The organism is Microbacterium sp. PRC9, assembly GCF_031844125.1.
In the GTDB taxonomy this organism is placed as follows: Bacteria; Actinomycetota; Actinomycetes; order Actinomycetales; family Microbacteriaceae; genus Microbacterium.
This window is the reverse complement of record NZ_JAUZUR010000008.1, coordinates 1-22,009: the sequence shown is the minus strand read 5'-3', so window position 1 is coordinate 22,009 and position 22,009 is coordinate 1. Positions and strand designations below refer to the sequence as shown.

17 protein-coding genes are annotated in these 22,009 nt (G+C 69.4%); 14 read left to right on the top strand and 3 right to left on the bottom strand.

What is annotated here, in order from left to right:
• Positions 1 to 2 precede the first annotated feature (2 nt).
• The 4 genes from Q9R33_RS17385 to Q9R33_RS17370 all read left to right on the top strand — a co-directional run bounded on the left by Q9R33_RS17385 (position 3) and on the right by Q9R33_RS17370 (position 5,566).
• A complete protein-coding gene (locus Q9R33_RS17385; protein ID WP_311294526.1) occupies positions 3 to 1,484 on the top strand; it encodes a DUF6379 domain-containing protein in 1,482 nt (493 codons plus the stop codon).
• Positions 1,477 to 2,385, top strand: a complete 909-nt coding sequence (locus Q9R33_RS17380) for an alpha/beta hydrolase (RefSeq protein WP_311294525.1) — start codon at positions 1,477 to 1,479, stop codon at positions 2,383 to 2,385. Before Q9R33_RS17385 ends, Q9R33_RS17380 begins: the two co-directional genes overlap by 8 nt.
• Entirely contained in the window at positions 2,382 to 4,010 is a 1,629-nt protein-coding gene (locus Q9R33_RS17375; protein WP_311294524.1) for a DUF5597 domain-containing protein, read from the top strand. The genes Q9R33_RS17380 and Q9R33_RS17375 overlap by 4 nt, the downstream gene beginning before the upstream one ends.
• Positions 4,011 to 4,099: 89 nt before the next feature.
• A complete protein-coding gene (locus Q9R33_RS17370; protein WP_311294523.1) occupies positions 4,100 to 5,566 on the top strand; it encodes a family 43 glycosylhydrolase in 1,467 nt (488 codons plus the stop codon).
• Between the two features lies 1 nt (position 5,567).
• Here Q9R33_RS17370 and Q9R33_RS17365 read toward each other — a convergent pair whose 3' ends face one another.
• The 3 genes from Q9R33_RS17365 to Q9R33_RS17355 form a co-directional block, all read right to left on the bottom strand.
• Positions 5,568 to 7,736 (bottom strand): glycoside hydrolase family 3 N-terminal domain-containing protein, encoded by a 2,169-nt coding sequence (locus Q9R33_RS17365; RefSeq protein ID WP_311294522.1) that lies wholly within the window; start codon positions 7,734 to 7,736, stop codon positions 5,568 to 5,570.
• A 125-nt stretch (positions 7,737 to 7,861) separates the two neighbouring features.
• Positions 7,862 to 9,154 (bottom strand): ABC transporter substrate-binding protein, encoded by a 1,293-nt coding sequence (locus Q9R33_RS17360; RefSeq protein ID WP_311294521.1) that lies wholly within the window; start codon positions 9,152 to 9,154, stop codon positions 7,862 to 7,864.
• A 179-nt stretch (positions 9,155 to 9,333) separates the two neighbouring features.
• Positions 9,334 to 12,546, bottom strand: coding sequence for a glycosyl hydrolase (locus tag Q9R33_RS17355; RefSeq protein ID WP_311294520.1), 3,213 nt, complete (start codon positions 12,544 to 12,546; stop codon positions 9,334 to 9,336).
• A gap of 147 nt (positions 12,547 to 12,693) precedes the next feature.
• On the opposite strand from Q9R33_RS17355, the gene Q9R33_RS17350 reads away from it, so the two are divergent.
• The 10 genes from Q9R33_RS17350 to Q9R33_RS17305 all read left to right on the top strand — a co-directional run bounded on the left by Q9R33_RS17350 (position 12,694) and on the right by Q9R33_RS17305 (position 21,964).
• On the top strand, positions 12,694 to 13,653 hold the full coding sequence (locus tag Q9R33_RS17350) for a carbohydrate ABC transporter permease (protein ID WP_056366316.1): 960 nt from the start codon (positions 12,694 to 12,696) through the stop codon (positions 13,651 to 13,653).
• A gap of 3 nt (positions 13,654 to 13,656) precedes the next feature.
• The gene (locus Q9R33_RS17345) at positions 13,657 to 14,493 is read left to right on the top strand and encodes a carbohydrate ABC transporter permease (RefSeq protein ID WP_056366318.1); all 837 of its coding nucleotides are present in this window, start codon (positions 13,657 to 13,659) and stop codon (positions 14,491 to 14,493) included.
• A 119-nt stretch (positions 14,494 to 14,612) separates the two neighbouring features.
• On the top strand, positions 14,613 to 15,407 hold the full coding sequence (locus tag Q9R33_RS17340) for a TIM barrel protein (RefSeq protein WP_056366322.1): 795 nt from the start codon (positions 14,613 to 14,615) through the stop codon (positions 15,405 to 15,407).
• Entirely contained in the window at positions 15,404 to 16,951 is a 1,548-nt protein-coding gene (locus Q9R33_RS17335) for a GMC oxidoreductase (RefSeq protein ID WP_056366327.1), read from the top strand. Before Q9R33_RS17340 ends, Q9R33_RS17335 begins: the two co-directional genes overlap by 4 nt.
• Before the next feature lie 49 nt (positions 16,952 to 17,000).
• Positions 17,001 to 17,396 (top strand): DUF6379 domain-containing protein, encoded by a 396-nt coding sequence (locus Q9R33_RS17330; RefSeq protein WP_056366336.1) that lies wholly within the window; start codon positions 17,001 to 17,003, stop codon positions 17,394 to 17,396.
• On the top strand, positions 17,393 to 18,499 hold the full coding sequence (locus Q9R33_RS17325; protein ID WP_311294519.1) for a TIM barrel protein: 1,107 nt from the start codon (positions 17,393 to 17,395) through the stop codon (positions 18,497 to 18,499). Before Q9R33_RS17330 ends, Q9R33_RS17325 begins: the two co-directional genes overlap by 4 nt.
• On the top strand, positions 18,496 to 19,530 hold the full coding sequence (locus Q9R33_RS17320) for a sugar phosphate isomerase/epimerase (RefSeq protein ID WP_056366341.1): 1,035 nt from the start codon (positions 18,496 to 18,498) through the stop codon (positions 19,528 to 19,530). Before Q9R33_RS17325 ends, Q9R33_RS17320 begins: the two co-directional genes overlap by 4 nt.
• Before the next feature lie 39 nt (positions 19,531 to 19,569).
• Positions 19,570 to 20,352 (top strand): nuclear transport factor 2 family protein, encoded by a 783-nt coding sequence (locus Q9R33_RS17315; protein ID WP_056366344.1) that lies wholly within the window; start codon positions 19,570 to 19,572, stop codon positions 20,350 to 20,352.
• Between the two features lie 8 nt (positions 20,353 to 20,360).
• Positions 20,361 to 20,777 (top strand): DUF6379 domain-containing protein, encoded by a 417-nt coding sequence (locus Q9R33_RS17310; protein ID WP_056366346.1) that lies wholly within the window; start codon positions 20,361 to 20,363, stop codon positions 20,775 to 20,777.
• Positions 20,774 to 21,964, top strand: coding sequence for a Gfo/Idh/MocA family protein (locus Q9R33_RS17305; RefSeq protein ID WP_200919416.1), 1,191 nt, complete (start codon positions 20,774 to 20,776; stop codon positions 21,962 to 21,964). Before Q9R33_RS17310 ends, Q9R33_RS17305 begins: the two co-directional genes overlap by 4 nt.
• Positions 21,965 to 22,009: the final 45 nt, after the last annotated feature.

The window sequence follows — 22,009 nt, the reverse complement described above, 5'->3', positions numbered from 1 at the left end:
CCATGCCCAACGGACTCATCGCCGAAGACAGCCTCCGCCCGCACCCGGACGGCCTCGCGCTGAAGCTCACCATCCCCTGGTACCGGAGCCTGTGGCTCTCGTCCGTCTCGACGCTGCGCCTCACCGTCGACGGCGTCGAGATCCCCACCGACGACCTGGCCTTCGACATCGACGGCACCCGCTTCGCCATCGCCGAGCTGCCGCAGCAGAGCGAGACGCTCTGGTTCCTGCAGCAGCATCCGCTCCTCGTCGCACGTCTCGACCAGCCCGTCGCGCTCGGCGAGCAGCACGAGGTCGAGATCTTCGGCGAGCTGCGTCTGCCGTACATGCAGATCGCTCCCGGCCAGGATGGCGGCCCCGGCCTGTACGTGCCGAACATCGTGCGGCAGTCGTTCACGCTGGCGGTGACGGATACGGATGCTGCGCCCCTCGCGACCGTGACCGACATCGCACCGCCGCCGGCGGCGTCGGCGGACGACCCGTTCCAGCTCGGCCTCACTCTGTACTCGGCGAGTGCGGAGTTCCGCGCGGGCTGGTACGACTTCGACGGCCTGCTCGACCGCGTGGCCGAGCTGGGCATCGGCCCGGGCATCGAGATCGTCGCGTCGCAGGTGCTGCCGACCTATCCGGTGGTGTCGGACGAGTTCGTCGCGCAGTGGCGCGCTGCGTTCGACAAGCACGGCTTCGACGCGAGCTCGTTCGGCGCGAACCTCGACATGGGCCGCCGGCGCGACCGCGACATGACGCCGGACGAGGAGTTCGAGTTCAGCGAGCTCATGTTCCAGGGGGCGAAGAAGCTCGGGTTCCCGCTGGTGCGCATCCAGTCCGCGAAGCCCGAGCTGCTGCGCCGGCTGCTGCCGGTGGCGGAGCGCCTCGACCTGCAGTTGGCGTACGAGATCCACGCGCCGATGGGGCCGAACGCCGAACCGATCATGAAAGTGCGCGACACGTACGCCGAGCTGGACTCGCCGTTGCTCGGGTTCGTCGCGGACTTCTCGTCGACGATGCACAGCATGTCGCCGACGCTGCTGCGCGCGGTTGAGCGCGCGGGGCTGGATGACGATGCACTCGCTGAGCTGCAGCGCATCTGGGCGACCGACGCGACCATGCAGGAGCGGCAGCAGGAGTTCATCGGCTACCTGAAGGGCCGCGACTTCGACCCGGGCCGCCTCGGCTCGTTCGCGCACCTCGCGTTCAACATGCACGGCCACGTCGACCCGCGCGAGTGGGCCGACATCATGCCGCAGATCACGCACGTCCACGCGAAGTTCTACGACATCGACGAGAACGGCCAAGAGCCCGCCATCGACTACCCGGAGCTCGTCCGCGTCTTCGTCGAGGGCGGCTACCGCGGCTACTGGTCGAGCGAGTGGGAAGGGCACGCGTTCGCCGAGCTCGGCGAGGTCGATCCGCTGCTGCTCGTCCGAAAGCAGCACGACCTCATCCGCGCCTCGATGCGCGCCGTGCAGGCGGCTCATGTCTGACACCGAGGTCGACTTCCGCACGCTGCCCCTGCTCGAGGTGCTCCGGATGTTCCGCGAGCAGGGCGAGCCGGCCGACCCGCGCCCCGACATCGACACGGAGTCGCTGAAGCGCCGCTTCCCGCGCCTCGCGAACGTCGAGACGCGCGATGTCGCGATCGACGGGGGCGCCCGTGCCGTGCCGGCGCGGCTGTATACGGATGCCTCGGCCGAGGCATCCGGTCGCGCGCTCGTGTGGGTGCACGGCGGCGCCTTCATCGGCGGCCACCTCGACATGCCGGAGTCGAACTGGGTCGCGCTCGAACTCGCGGCGCGCGGCATCCCGGTGCTCGCGGTCGACTACGTCAAGTGCCTCGGCGACGTGCACTTCCCCGCGCCCTCGGACGACGTGCTCGCCGCCTGGCGGCACGCGGTGGCGCACGCGGAGGAGCTGTTCGGCACAGGCAGCCTCTATCTCGGTGGGGCCAGCGCGGGCGGCAACCTGACCGCGGGAGCCGTCGCACGGCTGCGGGATTCCGGCGATCGGGTGCCCGCCGGGCTCGTGCTCGTCTACCCGGTCGTGCATCCGAACGGACCCGAGGCCTCCGCGGAACTCGATCCCGACTCTCCGCATGGTGGCCTCGCGCTGAACTTCGCGGGGTCCATCGAGGCGCTCGGCGATCCGCACGCCTTCGCGGCACTCGGGTCGGTCGACGGCTTCCCGCCGACGTTCGTGCTCGTGTGCGAATCCGACGACCTGCGTCCGTCGGGCGAGGCTTTCGCACGGCAGTTGGATGCTGCGGGGATCGACGTCGCCCTCCGCCTGGAGGCCGGCGCCGACCACGGCCACATCAACGAGCCCGCCGACCCGACCGCGCTGCCGACAATCGAAGCGATCGCGAGCTGGATCGGCGGGACGGAGTGAGCGCCGGCGATCGCTCGGCCTGGACGTTCGGCGAAGACCTACGTCTGCGCAAGGACGGCGAGCTCCGCCTTCTGCTGGGTGGCCAGGTGCACAACTCGTCGAGCTCGTCGACGGCATCCATCCGTCAGTCGTTCGCGCACGCGCGGCACCTGCACGCGAACACCGTGCTCGCGCCGGTCAGCTGGGCGCTGACCGAGCCGCGCGAGGGCGAGTTCGACTTCACGCTCGTGGACTCCATGATCGACGAGGCCCGGGGCCAGGGACTGCACCTCGTGCTGTTGTGGTTCGGCGCGTTCAAGAACGCGACGTCGACGTACGCGCCGCGGTGGGTGCGGGCGGACCAGACGAGATTCCCGCGCGCCGTGGTGCACGCGAAGACACGGGGGAGTGCCTTCCACTATTCCGGTGTGACGCCGACGCCCGTGCTCTCGGTCTTCAGCGAGGCGCTCCGCGATGCCGATGCCACCGCGTTCGAAGCCTTCATCACTCACCTCGCAGAGGTCGATCGCACCGATGTCGTCGCGCTGGTCCAGGTCGAGAACGAGTCGGGGATCCTGCGCGACAGTCGTGACCGGAGCGACCTCGCCGAGACGGCGTGGCGTCGGGATGTGCCGGCCGCGCTCATCGCCGCCGCTCGCGAGGACGACGAAGGGTCGCTGCTCCGCTCGCTCTGGGTGCAGGGCGGCCGACGTGAGGCGGGTACGTGGAGCGAGGTGCTCGGCGACGGCTCGGGCGCCGACGAGATCTTCATGGCGTGGTCGATCGCGTCGTACGTGCAGCATCTCGCCGAGCGCGGTCAGGCCGTCAAGCAGATCCCGATGTACGCCAACGCGTGGCTGGGCCCGCAGCCTGGGCAGGACGAGCCGGGGGAGTGGCCGAGCGGCGGACCCTCGAGTCGGGTGATCGATGTGTGGCGCGCAGCGGCGCCCTCTTTGTCGCTCGTCGGCCCCGACATCTACGTGGACGACGCCGACTCGGCGATGCGTACCTATGCGACCGGATCACAGCCGTTCTTCGTGCCGGAGAGCAGATTGCGCGCGGGAGAGCTCGTGCGGGCCATCGGCACTTATCGCGCGGTCGGCTGGTCGGGATTCGGCTTCGATGGGGCCAACCCCGAGGGTCAGGTCGCTGCGGTGCTCGCGTACCTCACGGCCTTCGAGATGGAGATCGCCCAGGCTCAGCGCTCCCAGCGGATCGGCGCCGTCGTGGTGGAGCAGGGTGCCCCTCCGGCCGAGGCCACAGTCGGAGCCCTCACCGTGAGCGGCCGCGGGCTGAGCGACATCGTCCGCGACTTCCTGCTCGACGTAGGCGTGCAGCTTCCCGACGAGGCGCTGCCGGTCCCCGACGAGACGCTCCCCCGTGAGCCCGTCCCGACGCCGGGCGAGCACCGGCCGTTCGCCCTGATCTTCGCCGTGGGTGACGACGAGCTCGTCGTCATCGGTCAGGGCGTGAAGCTCGACTTCGCCGCACCGCAGGGATCGGTGGAAGTGGACGCCGTCGTCGAACTGCTCCTGGACGAGGGTCGCGTCGTCCCCGGTCGCGTCCTCAACGGCGACGAGCGCCTCCAGGTCGTCCCGGTGGATCGCGTGGGGGCCGCGAGGGTCACCCTGCTCCGGGTGTTGTGAGGAAGCGATGAGTCAGACCGATAGTGCGTGGCGCGAGTACCGGAGCACCCCCGTGATAGCGCGGGCGCGTATGGCGAGGAGTGCGACCCATGGCTGACCGGCCCACCTTCGTCAACCCCGTCCTCGGCGGAGACCGCCCCGACCCGGCCGTCATCAAGGTCAGCGACGAGTACTGGATGACGTACTCGTCGTTCGAGTCGGCGCCGGGCCTCTTGCTCTACCGGTCGCCCGACCTCGTGAACTGGAGTTACGCGGGCTCAGCGCTCGCCGAGCCGCTCGGCAGCACCTTCGCGGTCGACATCGCGGAAGTGGGCGGGCGGTTCTTCATCTACATCCCGTTCATCCCCGCGCCGTGGTCGGAACTCGACGCGCCGGCGATCTTCGTCATCCACGCCGACTCGATGGAAGGCCCGTGGTCGGACCCGATCGACCTGGGCATCCGGTGGGCGATCGACCCGGGCCATGTCGTCGGCGAGGACGGCAAGCGTTACCTCTTCGTCAACGGCATCCGCCGCATCGGTCTCACCGTCGACGGCCTGGCCACCGTCGGCGAGCTGGAGCAGGTCTACGACGGCTGGCACTACCCCGACGAGTGGATCACCGAGGCGTACGCACTGGAGGGACCCAAGCTCTTCCGGCGGGGCGAATGGTTCTACCTCGTGAGCGCCGTCGGCGGCACAGGCGGGCCGCCGACCGGGCACATGGTCATCGTCGCGCGGTCCCGTTCGGTCCACGGGCCGTGGGAGAACAGTCCGCACAACCCCGTCGCCCGCACGGAGGATGCCTCGGAGAAATGGTGGTCGCGCGGACACGCGACGATCCTCTCGACCGGCGAGGGCAGCTGGTGGATGGTCTCGCACGGCTACGAGAACGGCTACCGCACGCTCGGTCGCCAGATCCTGCTCGAGCCCATCGCGTGGACCGAGGACGGCTGGCCGGTCGCCGCGCTGGACGACATCGGGGGCGAGCTGGATGCCCCGGCCGAGGCATCCGTCCCGTCCCCGTCCCGGGGGTTCGACGACGACTTCGCCGACCTGCGTCTCGGTGAGCGGTGGACCTTCCATGCCCCTTCGCCCGGCGAGGCCGCGCGTCTGACGCTCGACGACGGCGTGGTGCTCGCGGGGAAGGGAACGGGGCCGGGCGACACGTCGCCGCTCGCACTCATCGTCGGCGACCACTCGTACGAGGTCGAGGTCGACGTCGAGATCGACGGGGCCGAGGGCGGGCTGCTGCTCTTCTTCAACGACCGGCTGTTCTGCGGGATGGGGATCGACGGGGAACGGATGCGGAGCTACTCGGGCGGCCACGTCACGCACTGGCGGGAGCCGGCGCCCGCCGTGCGTCGTCTGCAGCTGCGGATCCGCAACGACCAGCACATCGTGACGGGCTGGTACCGCGAGCCCGGCGGGGAGTGGGTGCGTCACGCGATCCGCTACGAGACATCGGGGTACCACGCCAACACCATGGGCGACCTGCTGAGCCTGCGCCCGGCGCTCTACGCGGCCGGCGCGGGGACGGTGCGGTTCCGCGACTTCCGGTACCGGCCCCTGCGCTGAGTCAGACGACCCGCAGGTCGACGGCCTGGGTCGAGGCGAGCGTTGCACCGAGGTGCAGGCGGAAGAGGCCGGGCTCCACGACGAACGCCGGGGGCGCAGCATCCACAGCCCAGAAGCCGAGCTGATCGCGGCCGATCTCGAACTCGAACTGCGTGGTGCGGCCGGGCTCGATGGTCCGGCGCTCGAACGCGACGAGCCTGCGGACCGGAGGAGCGACGCTCGCGACGACATCCTCGACGTAGACCTGGACGACCTCGTCGCCGGTGCGCGCCGACGTGTTGGCGACCTCGAGCGACAGTGACAGCGTCGCGCCGCCGTCGAGTTCGGCGCCGCTGATCGAGGAAGCCGACAGTGTCGCCGGAGCGTGCGCGAAGGTCGCATAGCCCGAACCGTGGCCGAAGGGGAACTCCGGCCCGAGCTCGAGGTCGAGGTACTTCGAGGTGTACTTGTCGGCGACGTTGGCCGGGCCGTGCAGGCCGATGTCGGCGGTCTCGGCGCTGAGCGATCCGCCCGTCGTCGCGGGGCGACCGGTGTTCTCGTGCGCGTAGTGGATCGGGATCTGGCCGACGGATCGCGGCCACGACATCGGCAGGCGTCCGGCGGGATCGACGTCGCCCAGGAGCACGTCGACGATCGCCGCCGCGGCCTCGGTACCGCCGTGCCACGCGACGACGACCGTCTCCGCGAGGTCGATCCAGTCCGACACGACGAGCGGGCGACCGGTTTCGAAGACGACGACGAACGGGATGCCGGTGCCGGCGATCTCGCGGATCAGCTGCTCCTGCCGTCCCGGCAGGCGCAGGTCGCTGCGGGAGGCGGCCTCGCCCGACAGCGCGCTGGGCTCGCCGACGAGCACCACCACGACGTCGCTGGCCCGCGCGGCCGCGACGGCGGCCGGGATGCCGGATGCGTCCTCGCCGAGGAAGTCGACGCCGGGCACGACTCGCACCTCGACGTCGGGTCGTCGTGCGACGAACGCACCGGCGATGGTCTCTGCGTCCGCGCCGAAGGACTGTGTCCAGGCGCCGAGGTGATCGGTTGAGTCGGCGTAAGGGCCCGTCAGCAGCACGCGGGCGCGTGCGCCGAGCGGCAGCGTCCCGTCGTTCTTGAGCAGCACCGACGACCGGGCGGCGGCGCGCCGCACGAGCGCCCGCCCCGCGTCGGTCGGGGCAGTGAGCTCGTCCGTCTCGCTCGCGTACGGAGAGTCGAAGAGACCGAGCGACTCCTTCAGTGCGAGCACGCGGGCGACGGCGTCGTCGAGGCGCGCGGGGTCGATCGCCGAGAGCAGGGCGTCGGCGACCTCCGAAGGGGCGCCGCCCATCTCGACGTCGAGCCCGGCGCGGAACGCCTGGGACGCGGCATCCGTCAGATCCTCGGCGATGCCGTGCGGAAGCAGGTTGCGCACGCCCTCGGCATCGCCCACGACGACGCCGGGGAACCCCCACTCGTCCTTGAGCACCCCGGTCATCAGCCGCCGGTTGGCGTGCATCGGCACACCGGCGACGGTGCTGAACGACGCCATGACCGCGGCCGCGCCCTCGTCGACGACCGCGCGGAAGGGCTCGAGATAGATGTTGCGCAGCCGGTGCTCCGACACGTCGACCGCGTTGTAGTCGCGGCCACCCTCGGGTTGCCCGTAGGCGACGAAGTGCTTCGCGGTCGCGGCGATCGCGTGTCGGCCGGCGAGGTCGTCGCCCTGGTAGCCGCGCACCATCGCGCGGCCCATGACAGAGGTGAGGTGGACGTCCTCGCCGAACCCCTCGACCACGCGGCCCCAGCGCGGATCGCGGGAGACGTCGACCATGGGGGAGAAGGTCCACGTGACGCCGCCCGAGCGTGCTTCGGCAGCCGCGAGCGCGGCGAGCTCCTCGACGAGCGAAGGGTCGAAGCTCGCGGCCTGCGCGAGCGGGACGGGCGCGATCGTGCGCTGCCCGTGGATGACGTCGAGCCCGACCAGCACGGGGATGCCGAGGCGCGTCTCTTCCACGGCGACCCGCTGCAGCGCGTTGGTCGCCGCCGCCGACCGGGGCCAGAAGATCGAGCCGAGACCCTCGCGGATGAGCTCCGCGGCATCGTCGTGCCGCGGACGGAATACGATCTGCAGCTGGCCGAGCTTCTCGGCCGGGGTCATCTCGGCGAGCAGCCGCTGCACGCGGGCGGATCGGTTCATCTGGTGCTCCTTCGGGGGGGGGCGACATGCGGGGCCGCGCACGGCTGAGACTCGGTCGGGGATCATGACGATGCCGCCCGGGGCGCAGGGCCCCGGGCGGCATCGTTCACTGCGGATTCAGGGAGTCAGTTGCCCCACGCCGCGTCCATGTCGGCGAGCACCTGGTCGACCGTCTTCTGACCGGTCAAGAGGCCCTGCACTCCGACGCCGAGCGCGTCGTAGACGGCGGGGTTCGGCCAGCTGGCGTTCGGCAGACCCGTGTAGGCGCCCGACTCGAGCAGGTCGCCGATCGGCGCGTACTCCGGAAGGAGCGTTTCGGAGTCGATGCCCGTGATCGGCACCGAACCCGAGAGGTCGGCGTACGCCTGGGCGTTCTCCGGCTGGGCGACCCAGTCGAGGAAGGCCTGCGCGGACGCCTTCACGGCGTCGTCCGACGCGGCGTTGATCCCCCACGCGTAGTTGGCGCCCGTGACGGTGAAGGCCTTCTCGCCGTCGGCGGGCGGGAACGCCTGCACGTTGAGCTCGGCGCCGGTGGCGTCGCCGATCGAGGCGGCGGCGCTGCCGGGGACGGCGGCCGTCAGAGAGGTCCCGCCTCCCATCCCCTGGGTGATCGAGTCGAACGTGCCGCCCGCGGCGCCATCCTGGAAGCAGCCCTTGTCGTTCATCTCGACGATGTCGTCGAGGACGTCCTTCCAGCCGCTGTCGGCGAACGTGACGTCGCCGGCTGCGCGCTGCTCGTTCCAGTCCGGCGTCTGGGCGTACACGCGGGTCGCCGAGATCAGCATCGAGATGAGCCCGGTGTTGAACGAGACGCCGCCGGCGAGAACGGTGAACGACTTGCCCGCGTCCCGCGCGTCAGCGCACGCGGCCAGGAGGTCTTCGTACGTCGAGGGATACTCGGTGACGCCTGCCTCGTCGGCCGCGGTCACGTTGAACACCATCCCGACGGGGGTGAGCGCGGTCGGCTGGGCGTACGTCTTCCCGTCGATCTGGAACTCCGCCTCGCTGCCGGCAGGCAGCAGGCCGGCGGAGGTGTCGTCGAGCGGCTCGAGGAAGCCCGCGTCGGCGAGAGTGATGACCGAGATCGGCTGCCCGGTGCCGGGCGCGAGGACCATCATGTCGGCCGCGTTGCCTGCCTGAAGCTGGGTCGTGACCTGGGTGTTGTAGGCATCCGACGGGTAGGGGATGACTTCGATCGGCACGCCGGTCTCTTCGGTGTACTTCTGTGCGGTCTGGGCGTAGAAGTCGTCGGCGTCGTTCGCCTGGGCGACCATGAGGCTGAATCCGACGGTGTCCGGATCGGCTGAGCTGTCGCCGCCGTCGGTGGAGCCGGAACAGCCGGCGAGGACGAGTGCACCCGCCGCAGGGATCGCGAGGAGCGACCACCGGAGGTGCCGAATGCGTGAGTGCTGTGGCATTTCTACCCTTTCATGACGTCGTTGTCGCCAGCATCGGGACGCTGGCTCGGCCTCGGGGCCGCACCTCAAGCCTCGCATGATATGTAGATTTCTGACATTAGTAATGCTTATGCGCGGCAATTGGCTCGCTGATCCCCTTTTGGGAGCTGTTCGAGCGCACTCGCCGTCGATCACACGCCTCAGGACGAGGACGGGTGCTGCGGCCGCTCGGCGACGATTCGCACCGGTCCCGCCAGCCCGGCCGGCGAGTGGCGCGCGGTGGGCTCGAAGACCCGCGTCATCGGCGTGGAGATCTCACCGCTCGGCGCGGCCGACTCGGCGATGAGCCGGTTGCGCCACGGGTTGGTGACGTGCACCTCGATCTCGTTCGTTCCCGTGCGGATGGCGCCGCTCACGTCGACGCGGAACGGCGGCGTCCAGGCGACGCCGCAGTCCACTCCGTTCACCCTGACGCGAGCCAGGTCGAAGGTGTCGCCGAGGTCCAGGAGCACGCGTGTGGCGTCTGCGGGCAGGTGGAGCTTCGTGGTGACCCGGTACGTGGCGGTGCCCGAGAATCCCGCGGCGACGGAGTCGGCATCCGTCCACAATCGCGGTTCTGGTCCGAGCGTGAGCGGTGCCGTATCGGGGAGCTCGAGCGTCCAGTCGCCCCGCACCGGCACGTCGACGAGATCGACCCTCCGGGGGCCTGCGCCGTGATCCTCCACGAGGAACAGCGATCCGAACGCGGGGAGCCGCACCGCGTATCGCCGCTCGCCTCCGCCCGATGGCACGAGCGGCTCCAGGTGCCCCGTCTGCACGGTCACCGGGTCCCACGCCGAGAGACCGACCTGGCTCGTCGCGACGAACGTCCGCTCGCGGTCGTCCGGATTCGCCACGAACATGATGCGGCGGCCGCCGACGATGCGCGCGATGCGTCGCACCTCCGCGTCCTCCAGTCCGATCGCGGGATGCACGCCGAGCTCCGTCAGCGCGGTGCCGAGGTCGCGGGTCGGCAGCACGCGCCCACGCGCACGGGGCAGAGTCCACACCCGATCGCACAGTCGTGCGAACTCGACCTCGTCATCGGCGAGCGACGGCGATCTGTCCGGGCGGACGCCCACGACCGTCGCCCCCGCGTCCAGCAGCCGCTCGACGTGCCGCAGGGTTGCGATCGTCATGTGATCGCTCGATCCGCCGAGATAGAGGAGTCGATACCGCGCCCCGGCCGAGGCCAGCCGGTCGTTCTCCATGCTGAGCAGCGCGAGGCCGTCCGTGCCCACGTAGTCGAAGTCGACCTTCACGGGAACCGCGTCGTCGAACCGCCCTCCGAACAGCGCGGTGACCGGCGCCTCCTCGCCGACGAAGTACGCGATGTCCACGGCGGGTTCACCCGACGAGAGAACGGCCGAGCAGCGTCCCAGGTAGTCGATCCATGGACCGGCGTCGCCGGCCCATGTCTCGTTGACGGTGAAGGCCTGCCCGAGGAACGGCGCGAGCGCGATGCCAGGCGGGGGCGCGGCGAGCGGCTGGTGCGGCGAAGTGTGGATGCAGAACCGCGTCACGCCCAGCGCGAGCTGAAGATCGGCGACGTGCTTGAGGCTCCGAGGAGTCGACGACCAGGGACGATCGAAGCTCGTGAACGCCTCCGCGCCGGTCCACGCCTTGCCATGGACATGGGCGACGGATGCCGCGCCCTTGAGGTCGGCGACATACGTGGGGCGCGGCCCGTGCTCGGGCAGGAAGGTCCACATCGCGCCCATCGGCACATCGGCGTGCGCGCGCATCGCGAGGTCGTCGCCGAGCTGCGGGCGCTGATCTTCGAGCGCTTCGGCGTAGTACACCATGCCGCGCGCGTGGGCCGCGGCCGCCAGTGTGCCGTAGTACTCGCTCGCGAGCAGTTCGGAGATCGTGCGGCGGTAGTCGTAGAGGAACCGATCGGAGTCCGACGCGGTGCGCACGATGAAGCCGGCGAGAGCCGGAAGCCAGGGGAGCGGGTCGTAGCCCCTCGCATCGGCGAAGCGGGCGAACAATGCGTCCGTCCAGTTCTGCGGACCGGCCTCGATGCTGTCGCTGAGGAGTGCGGCGAAGCCCTCATCCGCGCCGAAGCGCGCGAGGTGCTCGTCCAGATACGCCGAGACCCGCGGCCCGTCGAGCTTGTCGACCTCGAGTCCGGTGGTCTCCGGCGACGCGGGGCCGTTGGTCTGACCCGTGAGCGACGCCCCGAGCCGCAGGATCGTCCAGAGCCCGGGCGGAGCATCCCACCGCAGGACGCCGTCGGTGACCGAAGACGTGACGTCGACGATCGCGTCCGGATCGACGGAGCCTGCGCGGATGCGCGCATCGGTGCCGACGGCGTAGTAGTCGGGCACGACGCCGAACCCCGCCTTGACCTCCGCGTGATGCACGCGGCCGGCTGCGCGCAACGCGAACTCGGACACGACGAACTTCGACATGCGGCGCAGAACGGGGGGAACCTGCACGCCGTCGTCCAGCGCCGGCAGCGCATCGGCCGCGCTCGCGCCGGTCAACACCAGCCGGAAGCGCCGCGCGGTCGTCGCCGCGAAGCTCACCGTGCGTGCCGGGACGGTCGTGACCGGCAGCGCGGCGACCTCCCGATACGTCACGCCGTCGTCGCTCGCCTCGAGCACGGCGCTCGGGGGCGGGGCGGCGCCGAATCCGCGCGGCCCCGGCAGCCCGACGACTGCCGAGCGCACCGTCACCGGCTCGTCGAAGATCTGCTCGACCCACGCCGACGACGTCGCTTCGGGATCGCGGGGAAGAAGCACCGATCCGTCGAACGAGCCGTCGACGAGGCATCCCCAGTCCTCCACGCGCTCGGGGGCTGCTCCCGGAAGGATTGCGGATGCCACCACCTCCGCGGGTCGGTGCGCCACGTGGACCGGGTCCGCCGGCACGGCGAGGACGATGGAATCGGTCGCCCATCGCGGCGCATCGGCGGCGAGGCCCCAGCGCCGGCAATCCTGAAAGAGGCCCGGGGCGTCCGGCAGAGCCGCGAGTCCGACGATCCGACGACCGCCGCCCTCGAGGGGCGTCTCGGACCACACGAGCTTCTTCATCGCATCCGCGGGCGCGACCCACGGGCCGCCCGAGGCGCTCCATCCCGACGAGGTCGCGACGGCGAGTTCGATCCCCAGCTCATCCGCGGTCTCGACAGCCGACGCGATCGCGCGGCGCCAGGTCGTCGATCCGGGCCGGACCGCCGCCGGCACGATGAGAGGACCGCCCATGGCTCCGTCGAACAGCTGCACCCCTCTCACGCCGACCGCGTGCAGCCAGCGCAGGTCGCGACGCACGCCGGCGGGGTCGACGTTGCCGTCCATCCAGTGCCACCAGGCGCGGGGGCGTGCTTCGTCGGGTGGCTCGAGGAAGTCCTGCCAGAGCGGATCGGTCATGGATTCATCCTCTCCGCGACGCCTGGAGGGTGGCGTCCGCACCACTTATAGCCGATATCGCTGATACTAATGTGTGCTTTCGACACAAGTGTGGGAGGGTCTTTTCAAGCGCCGACAAGGGCGCGTGACGACGAGGTCAGAGAGCAGATGACAGTGACGATCGAGAAGGATGCCACTCGCACACTCACCGTGCCTCCCGGAGCGCGGCGCACTCCGCGTCCTCGCGGCCGCAAGCCGCTGATCAGCTTCGGCCATTGGTGGTGGGCGCTGCCGGCCATCATCATGGTCGTCTTCGTGCACTACGCGGCGACACTGACAGGCGGCTTCTTCGCCTTCACGAACTGGACCGGCCTCGGCGACTGGGAGTTCGTCGGACTCGACAACTTCGTGCGCATCTTCAACGACCCGCTCCTGGTGGGCGCCGTCTGGAACACGCTGTTCCTCGCGTTCGGCTCGGTGATCCTCACGAACATCCTGGGCCTCGGGTTCGCGCTCGCGATCAATCGCACGCTCAAGACCCGCTACATCCTCCGCACGCTCCTCTTCATGCCCGTCGTGCTGAGCCCGCTCGCGGTCGCGTATGTCTGGAAGTTCATCTTCCAGTTCAACGGGCCGCTCAACGGGTTCCTCGCGGCGATCGGACTGCCTGAACTGCAGAAGGTCTGGCTCGCAGACCCCACGTGGTCGATCTGGGCGATCCTGCTCACGGTCGTCTGGCAGCAGACGGGCTTCGTCATGGTCATCTACCTCGCCGGTCTCGCGTCGGTGCCGGTCGAGCTCGAAGAGGCGGCTGCATTGGACGGCGCCGGGATCTTCAAGCGCTTCTGGCACGTGACGGTTCCCGGCATCCGCCCCTCGATCGCGATCGCGTCGACACTCGGCATCATCCAGGGCCTGCGGATCTTCGACCAGATCCTCGCGCTCACCGGCGGAGGGCCGGCGGGGGCGACCGAGACTCTCGCCACGCAGGTCTACAAACAGGCGTTCTCGCTCGGCCAGTTCGGATTCGGCTCGGCGCTCGCCCTCGTGCTGACCGTCATCATCCTCGTCTTCGCCATCCTCCAGCAGTACGCGACACGCGACCGCGACGCCGCGCGAAAGGCCTGACCCATGTTCCGGTACACCAAGCTCACGGCACTCCGCGAAGTCCTCATCTGGATCGTCGCGCTGATCGGCCTGCTGCCCTTCTACTTCCTGATCAACACGGCCCTGAAGTCCGACCAGGAGGCGTTCACGACCAGTGCGGTCGCTCCGACCACATCGCTCGACTTCGGCGCCTTCATCGAGGTGCTGACCACGGGTGGGCGCGACAGCATCCCGATGGCGATTCTGAACAGCGCCATCATCACCGCGGGCGCCATCGCCGGACTCGTGCTCTTCGGCTCGGTCGCCGCGTACGTGATCACCCGTCGCACCCGGGCGTGGACGAACCTCACGTTCTACCTCGTGCTCATCGCGATCATCCTGCCCGCGCAGCTCGGCACCGTTCCGCTGTACATCGGCGCGCGCACCGTCGGGCTCACCGGCAACGCCCTCGGAATGATCCTGCTGTGGATCGGCATCCTGCTTCCGCTCTCCGTCTTCCTCTATGCCAGCTTCTTCCGGGGGCTCACGACCGAGTACGAGGAGGCCGCCGTGATCGACGGGGCCTCACCGACGCAGGCGTTCTTCCGCGTGGTGCTGCCGCTGATGGCCCCGGCGACCGGCACGGTCGCGATCCTCGCGGGCCTGATCGTCTGGAACGACTTCTTCAACTCGCTGATCTTCCTCGGCGGCTCGACCACCCAGACGCTGCCGGTCGCGATGTACACGTACGTCGGCGGGCTCGTCTCGGCCTGGAACAAGATCTTCGCGGTGGTGATCATCTCGATGATCCCCATCCTGATCTTCTACATGGCCGCCCAGAAGAAGTTCATCCAGGGCTTCGCCGGCGGCCTGAAGGGCTAGCCGCCGGGATCCGACTCGATTCGAGAGCGGCCGGATCGTCGAGCGCAGGTGCCCGCGTCAGCGGGTTCCGGTGCATGCCGCCCACGACCACCTTGTTCCGACCTTCCGACGGAGACCACATGTATCAGCTCGCACCCAACATCGAACTCCTCTTCACCGAAGCGGGTGATTACCACGACCGCGTGCGCGCGGCGGCGGCCGCCGGCTTCGACGCCGTCGAGATGTGGGGGCCGACAGGGGTCGACGCGCCGTCGACGCCCAAGGACCTTCCCGCTCTCAAGGCGGCGCTCGAAGAGACCGGCACGCAGCTCACCGCGCAGCTTTCGGAGCCGCGCACGCAGTTCATGATCCCGCCGTGGGATCACTCGGAGTTCTTCCGCAAGCTCGACGAGGGCGTCGAGATCGCGCACTTCCTCGGGACGCCCCGCGTGGTGGTCGGCAGCGGAACCGGCTTCGGCGGCTGGAAGCGCCAGGTGCAGCTCGACAAGCTCATCGAGATCTACCAGAAGGCCATCGCGCAGATCGACGGCTCGGGCATCACGCTCGTGCTCGAGCCCGTCAACGTGCGGGTCGATCACCCCGGATCGCTCCTGGACCGCACGAGCGAGGGCGTCTATGTCGCGCGCGGCGTCGACTCGCCGTTCTTCGGCGTGCTGTACGACATCTACCACTCGGCCGTCGAGGGCGAGGACATGGAAGCGGAGCTCGCCAACGGCGGCGACCTGATCAGGTACGTGCAGCTCGCGGACGCGCCCGGACGAGGTGAGCCCGGTACCGGCGACCTCGACTGGCCCGAGCGCCTTCGCATCCTTCGTGCGAGCGGCTACGCCGGCCCGATCGGGCTCGAGTACTACCCGCAGACGGCGTCGGCGGAGTCGGTGAAGCACATCGCGGCCCTGGCGGCCTCGGCATGAGCACCCGCGTATACCCCGAGCAGGTCGACGTCGCGATCGTCGGCAGCGGCCCGGCCGGCGCGACCTATGCCCGAATCCTGAGCGAGCGGGCGCCATCGGCGACCATCGCGATGTTCGAGGTCGGCCCCACCGTGTCGGACCCGCCCGGGGCGCACGTGAAGAACATCGCGGACGCCGACGAGCGTGCCCACGCTCAGCGCCGGTCGGAGGGGCCGCACGCTCGCGAGGACGACGACCGTGTCGGCGGCATCGTGAAGTCCGCCCAGCGGCGCGCGCGCCCGGGCACCTACCTGCTCGAGTCCGGCTATCAGGCGGACGGCGAGGACGGTCTGCCGGTCGCTGCGTTCTCGAGCAACGTCGGAGGCATGGCCGCACACTGGACGGGGGCCTGCCCCCGGCCGAACGACAGCGAGCGCATCGGCTTCCTCGACGAGTCGGGCGAGCTCGACGAGCTGCTCTCGGAGGGGGAGCGACTGCTCGGGGTCACCACCGACGCGTTCGATTCGTCGCCGTATGCGGGGATCGTGCGCGGGCGGCTCGCCGCGGTGGAGGACGCTCATCGGGATGCGGATGAGCGCGTGCAGCGGATGCCGCTCGCGGTGCATCGCCGCGACGACGGGCCGCTGGTGTGGTCGGGTTCGGATGTCGTTCTCGGAGACATCACCCGCGGCAACCCGAACTTCACGCTGTTCGACGAGTCCCTCGTGAGCCGCGTGCTGGTCGAGGACGGCCGGGCCGCCGGCGTGGTCGTCACGGACGTCCGCACGGGAGAACGGCGCGACGTGCGCGCGCGCTTCGTCGTGGTCGCCGCCGACGCGCTGCGGACGCCGCAGCTGCTCTGGGCCTCCGGCATCCGTCCCGATGCCCTCGGCCGGTATCTCAACGACCAGGCGCAGATCGTATTCGCCGTGCGCATGCGCGACTTCACCCCCGCGGTCGATGCGGACGGTGTCCCGCAGACCGGCCTGAGCGAATACACCGGGGTGACGTGGGTGCCGTTCACCGACGAGATGCCCTTCCACGGCCAGGTCATGCAGCTCGACGCCTCTCCGGTGAAGCTCGCCGACGACGACCCTGCGGCGCCGGGCTCGATCGTGGGGCTGGGGCTGTTCTGCGCGAAGGACCTCCAGGCCTCGGACCGCGTGGCGTTCTCGGACGGCGACGTCGACGGTTACGGGATGCCCGCGATGCAGCTGCACTACACGCTGAGCGACCGCGACCATGCGACGATCGACCGGGCCAAGGCCGAGATCGTGCGCCTGGGGAAGGCGATCGGCGACCCCCTCGATGACCGCCCGTTCGTGATGCCGCTCGGAGCGTCGCTGCACTATCAGGGCACCGTTCGCATGGGTCGGGCCGACGACGGCGCGAGCGTGTGCTCGCCCGACAGCGAAGTCTGGGGAGCGCCCGGGCTCTTCGTCGCAGGCAACGGCGTCATCCCGACGGCCACGGCCTGCAACCCGACGCTCACGGGCGTCGCGCTGGCCGTCCGCGGTGCACGGCATATCGCCGATGAGATCACCGCAGATCTTGCTTCTGTCTGATTCAGACATTACAGTGTAGAAACTAAGACAAAGTAGTCAGGAGACAACTGTGATCCCCGATCGCATCATCGAGCAGGGCACGCTCAGGACCGACGGACCGCGTGCCGCGGTCGAGGTCCGGCTGCCCTGGTACCGGGCCCTGCCGGGGTCCTGCATCGCCGGCGCGGAGCTGACGATCGACGGCAAGACCGCCCCCGCGGAGTCGCTGCGCTGGGAGATGAACGGCGCTGAGTTCACGTTCGACGAGCTGCGCACGAACATCGACGAGTGGTGGTTCCCGACGGATTCGGCCGTGCTCTCGGGAGACCTCGACATCGAGCCGGACGCTGAGCACGAGGTGACGGTCGGGCTCACCCTCTACATCCCGTACATCATCATCTCCGATACCGAGACCTTGCACATCGACGAGAAGAACACCAAGACCATGAAGGCGGTGGCGGCATGACCGCGCTCGGCACTCCGATCCAGGGCGTGACCCTGTACAGCTTCACCAGAGCGTTCCATGGCCGGGAGTACGACCTCGAGGGACTCATCCGCAAGACGGCGGCGGACGGGTTCGGACCGGGCCTCGAGATCATCGGCTTCTCCAGCTTCCGCGGCTTCCCCGCGATCGACGATGCGTACGCGGGCTGGTTCAGGGATCTGATCGACGAAGTCGGGCTCGTGACGACCTCGCTCGCCGTCAACGCCGACATCGGCATCCATCGTGATCGCCTGCTGAACCAGGACGAGCTGATCGAGTACATGACCCTGCAGATCAAGGCGGCCGCGAAGCTCGGCTTCCCGATCGCGCGCGTGCAGATCTCGATCGAACCGGACTCGATGGAGGCTCTGGCCCCCATCGCCGAGGCACACGGGGTCACCCTCGCCCTCGAGGTGCACGCCGATCAATACGCCTCGCACCCGCGGATCCTCGCGCTGCGCGACCGCTACGAGAAGGTCGGCTCGCCGTTCCTCGGCTTCACGATGGACTGGGGCGCCACCGTCAGCGGCTTCGCCCCGTCGCTGATCGAGGCCTACCGTCGCCGCGGTGCGTCCGAAGAGCTCCTCGGACAGGTCGTCGACCTCTGGAACACGTACTACGAGCAGGGCCCGCCGGCCGATCAGGCCGACCACGGCCAGCGCTTCGGCTCATTCATCGGACTCGCTGCGCGCCACGGTCGCCCCGACCTCGGGATCGACTTCGGCATCAACGGCACGGGCCTGTTCGGCCCGGCGCGCGTGGATGACTGGCGCACGATCGCGCCGTGGATCAAGCACGTGCACGGCAAGTTCTTCGGTATCGACGAGAACGGCGAAGAGCCATCGGTCCCGGTGCGCGACCTCGTGAAGCTGCTCGTGGAGAACGGGTACAACGGGGCGATCTCCAGCGAGTACGAAGGCTGGCACTGGAACTACTGGCAGTCCCCGTTCGACATCATCGCGGGCGAGCAGGCCGTGCAGCGCTCGGCCGCCGGGGCGGCCGGTTCACGGATGATCACGGACCTCGCCGAGGCCCGTACGCAGCTCGGAGCCTGGCTGCCCAACACCGAAGGAGCACACGCATGAGCGACGGAATCGCCGGCACCGGCATCAAGCTGGGCACCACGCTGTATTCGATGACGAGCGAGTTCGCGGCGGGCCTCTATACGCCCGAGACACTGATCGCCGCGGTCGCCGAAGAGGGCATCGGCCCGGGCGTCGAGTTCAACATCGCCCAGCTGCTGCGCACATACCCCGACGTCGACGACGCGTTCGTGAAGCTCTGGTTCGACTCGCTCGAGAAGTACGGGCTCGAAGCCAGCGCCGTGGGTACCAACCTCGACATGGGGCGCCGCAAAGACCGCGACATGACCCCCGACGAGGAGCACGACTTCCTGGCGCGCCAGCTGAAGACGGCGCACACCCTCGGCTTCAAGAGGGTCGTGATCCGCTCGCACGGCAAGGAGCTGCTGCGCAGCCTCCTCCCGCTCGCCGAGAAGTACGACCAGAAGCTCGGGTACGAGATCCACGCGCCCTCCGGGCCGAACGACCCCCATGTGCTGCAGATGCGCGAGATGTACGACGAGCTGCAGTCGGATCGCCTGGGCTTCACCGCGGACTTCTCGTCGACGATGCACTCGCTCTCGCCGACCCTGCTGCGCACGCTCAGCCAGATGGGCATGGACGAGAAGCACTTCTCGGTCATGGACGAGATCTGGCACGAGCCCACGCCGATGCACGTGCGCAACCAGAAGTTCGAGGACTACCTCACTGCCGAAGGAGTCGACTTCCTGCGGTTCGGTCCCTTCACCCGCCTCGCCTTCAACATGCACGGGCTCGTGCCGCCGGAGGAGTGGCTCGACATCATGCCGCAGATCTTCCACGTGCACGCGAAGTTCTACGACATCGGCGCCGACGGCGAAGAGCCCGCGATGGACATCCCGCGCATCGTGAAGCAGTTCGTGGAGGGCGGTTATCAGGGCTACCTCTCGAGCGAGTGGGAGGGGCACGCCTTCTCCGACCTCGGCGAGTCCGACCCGATCGATCTGGTCAAGAAGCAGCACACGCTGATGCGGCGCGCCATCGAAGAGACCGTCGCGCAGAGCCAGCCGGCCTGATCGCACACGCCCGAGAACGAGCCGATCACAAGGAGTGACATGACCGACACCGTCGTCGACGCATCCATCGCCGGACTGGCCGCCGAGGTGGCCAGGCTCCGTGAGCAGGTCGAGGACGCCCAGCGCCTCGCCCAGCGCGCGGAGGACCGGGGCCAGGTCGAGAACCTGTTCAACCGCTACATGTACCTGCACAACGCGTTCCAGGACGAGCAGATCATCCCGCTCTGGGTGAAGGAGGGTACCGAGGGCATCCGCGCGCGGTACACCAACGCCGGGCAGTACACCACGTGGGAGAGCGTCACGCGCTACCACCGCGACCGGCCGTCCCCGGTCGGAAAGCTCATCCTCCACGCCACCACGACCCCGGTCATCGAGGTCGCCGGCGACGGGCAGACCGCCAAGGGCGTGTGGCTGATGGCCGGTACCGAGTCGGGACTGACCGACCCGACGGTCGCGGAGGCGTTCCCCGACATGTACTCCCCGGACGAGGTGCTCGGCAAGAAGGTCTGGGCGCACTGGGTGTGGTGCAAGTACGCGATCGACTTCCTGAAGCAGGACGGCGAGTGGAAGTTCTGGAAGTTCCGCTGCTACGAGCTCGCCCGGGCCCCGTTCGAGGAGAACTGGGTGAGCTTCGGCCAGAAGAACCAGGGCGCCTTCGACCTCGACCTGATGTACTTCGGCGACGACGGCAAGCCCGTCTTCATGCCGCCGGCAGACCAGCCGGTGCCGGAGACGAATCACCCCTACAGCCCCGAGACCGTGCAGAAGCTCGAGCCCGTTCCGCCGGTGCCGCACGACCACTTCACCGACACCTTCGCCTAGGAGACATCATGGCCACTCACAACTCCCTCTTCTCCGAGAAGGACGTCCGGCGCACCGACGACGGGCTGGCGGTCTCGGTGCAGCTGCCCTGGTACCGCAGCCTCTGGCTCTCGGCGGTCGACGAGGTGGCGGCATCCGTCGACGGCGCTCCGGTGCCGACGGAGAACATCCGCTTCGCTCTCGGCGGCCGCGAATACCGGGTGGAGGAGCTGCCCGAGCAGTCCGACACCCTCTGGTTCGTCGCGGACCGTCCGGACGTGCTCATCCACCTCGACCATGTGCCGGCAGCCGGCGAGAAGATCACGGTCGAGGTCGTGCTCACCATGCGCCTGCTCTACATGCAGATCATGCCGGGCGAAGACGGCGGACCTGGCCGCTATGTGACCAACCGCGTTCCGGTGGAGCGGGAACTGGTGCTGGCATGACGCTCCGGGTGGCCATGATCGGCTACGGGTTCATGGGCGCCGCGCACTCGGTCGGGTGGCGGCAGGCGCCGCACGTGTTCTCCCTGCCGGAAGACGTGGAGATGGCGGTGATCGTCGGACGCAACGCCGAGGCGGTGGCGGATGCTGCCGCCCAGTGGGGCTGGGCCGAATCGGCGACCGACTGGCGCGAGGTGATCGCCCGCGACGACATCGACATCGTCGACATCGTGACGCCCGGCGACTCGCACGCAGAGATCGCGATCGCGGCATTGGAGGCGGGCAAGCACGTGCTCTGCGAGAAGCCGCTGGCGAACACCGTCGAAGAGGCCGAGGCCATGGCGGAAGCGGCCGCCCGCGCCGCCGCGCGCGGCGTCCGGTCGATGGTCGGCTTCACCTACCGTCGCGTCCCGGCGGTGACGTTCCTGCGGGATCTGATCGCACAGGGCGCGGTCGGCAGGATCGCGCACGTGCGCGCGGCATACCGTCAGGACTGGCTCGTCGACCCGGAGATGCCGCTGGCCTGGCGCTTGCAGAAGGAGCACGCGGGTTCGGGCGCGCTCGGGGACATCGGTGCCCACATCATCGACATGACGCAGTTCGTGACGGGCCTGGACGTGACCGCGGTGTCGGGCGTGCTCGACACGATCGTGAAGCAGCGTCCGCTGCAGGGATCCGGGTCGGGTCTGTCCGGGACCGCGGCAGACGGGGTGGGAGAGGTGACCGTGGACGACGTCGCCCTCTTCACCGGGCGGCTGTCCACCGGCGCCCTCGTCTCGTTCGAGGCCACGCGATTCGCCACCGGACGCAAGAACGACCTCTCGATCGAGGTGTCGGGCGACAAGGGCGCCCTTCGCTTCGATCTCGAGGACCTGAACACGCTGTGGTTCTACGACCGCACCGCACCCGAGACCACGCAGGGCTTCACCCGGATCCTCGTCACCGAGGCGCAGCATCCGTACGTCGCCGCCTGGTGGCCGGCCGGTCACATGCTCGGCTACGAACACGGGTTCAGCCACCAGGTCGTGGACCTCGTGACCGCGATCAGTGAGGGCGCCGACCCGCACCCGTCTTTCGCCGAGGGGTTGTCCGTGCAGCGCGTGCTGGCCGCCGTCGAGGAGAGCTCGCGGAGCGACTCGGGCTGGGTGCGCGTCGGTGCGCCGGTCGCGGCCGAGACGACCGCGGGATGACCCGTTGCCTCCGGCACACCGCCGGATAGGTTCATAGCAACACCA

What these genes read in the sequence shown, in the direction of transcription:
- Q9R33_RS17385 (WP_311294526.1), top strand. Translation starts at nt 3, where the DNA reads ATGCCCAACGGACTCATCGCCGAAGACAGCCTCCGCCCGCACCCGGAC.
- Q9R33_RS17380 (WP_311294525.1), top strand. Translation starts at nt 1,477, where the DNA reads ATGTCTGACACCGAGGTCGACTTCCGCACGCTGCCCCTGCTCGAGGTG.
- Q9R33_RS17370 (WP_311294523.1), top strand. Translation starts at nt 4,100, where the DNA reads ATGGCTGACCGGCCCACCTTCGTCAACCCCGTCCTCGGCGGAGACCGC.
- Q9R33_RS17365 (WP_311294522.1), bottom strand. Translation starts at nt 7,736, where the DNA reads ATGAACCGATCCGCCCGCGTGCAGCGGCTGCTCGCCGAGATGACCCCG.
- Q9R33_RS17360 (WP_311294521.1), bottom strand. Translation starts at nt 9,154, where the DNA reads ATGCCACAGCACTCACGCATTCGGCACCTCCGGTGGTCGCTCCTCGCG.
- Q9R33_RS17355 (WP_311294520.1), bottom strand. Translation starts at nt 12,546, where the DNA reads ATGACCGATCCGCTCTGGCAGGACTTCCTCGAGCCACCCGACGAAGCA.
- Q9R33_RS17350 (WP_056366316.1), top strand. Translation starts at nt 12,694, where the DNA reads ATGACAGTGACGATCGAGAAGGATGCCACTCGCACACTCACCGTGCCT.
- Q9R33_RS17345 (WP_056366318.1), top strand. Translation starts at nt 13,657, where the DNA reads ATGTTCCGGTACACCAAGCTCACGGCACTCCGCGAAGTCCTCATCTGG.
- Q9R33_RS17340 (WP_056366322.1), top strand. Translation starts at nt 14,613, where the DNA reads ATGTATCAGCTCGCACCCAACATCGAACTCCTCTTCACCGAAGCGGGT.
- Q9R33_RS17335 (WP_056366327.1), top strand. Translation starts at nt 15,404, where the DNA reads ATGAGCACCCGCGTATACCCCGAGCAGGTCGACGTCGCGATCGTCGGC.
- Q9R33_RS17325 (WP_311294519.1), top strand. Translation starts at nt 17,393, where the DNA reads ATGACCGCGCTCGGCACTCCGATCCAGGGCGTGACCCTGTACAGCTTC.
- Q9R33_RS17320 (WP_056366341.1), top strand. Translation starts at nt 18,496, where the DNA reads ATGAGCGACGGAATCGCCGGCACCGGCATCAAGCTGGGCACCACGCTG.
- Q9R33_RS17315 (WP_056366344.1), top strand. Translation starts at nt 19,570, where the DNA reads ATGACCGACACCGTCGTCGACGCATCCATCGCCGGACTGGCCGCCGAG.
- Q9R33_RS17310 (WP_056366346.1), top strand. Translation starts at nt 20,361, where the DNA reads ATGGCCACTCACAACTCCCTCTTCTCCGAGAAGGACGTCCGGCGCACC.
- Q9R33_RS17305 (WP_200919416.1), top strand. Translation starts at nt 20,774, where the DNA reads ATGACGCTCCGGGTGGCCATGATCGGCTACGGGTTCATGGGCGCCGCG.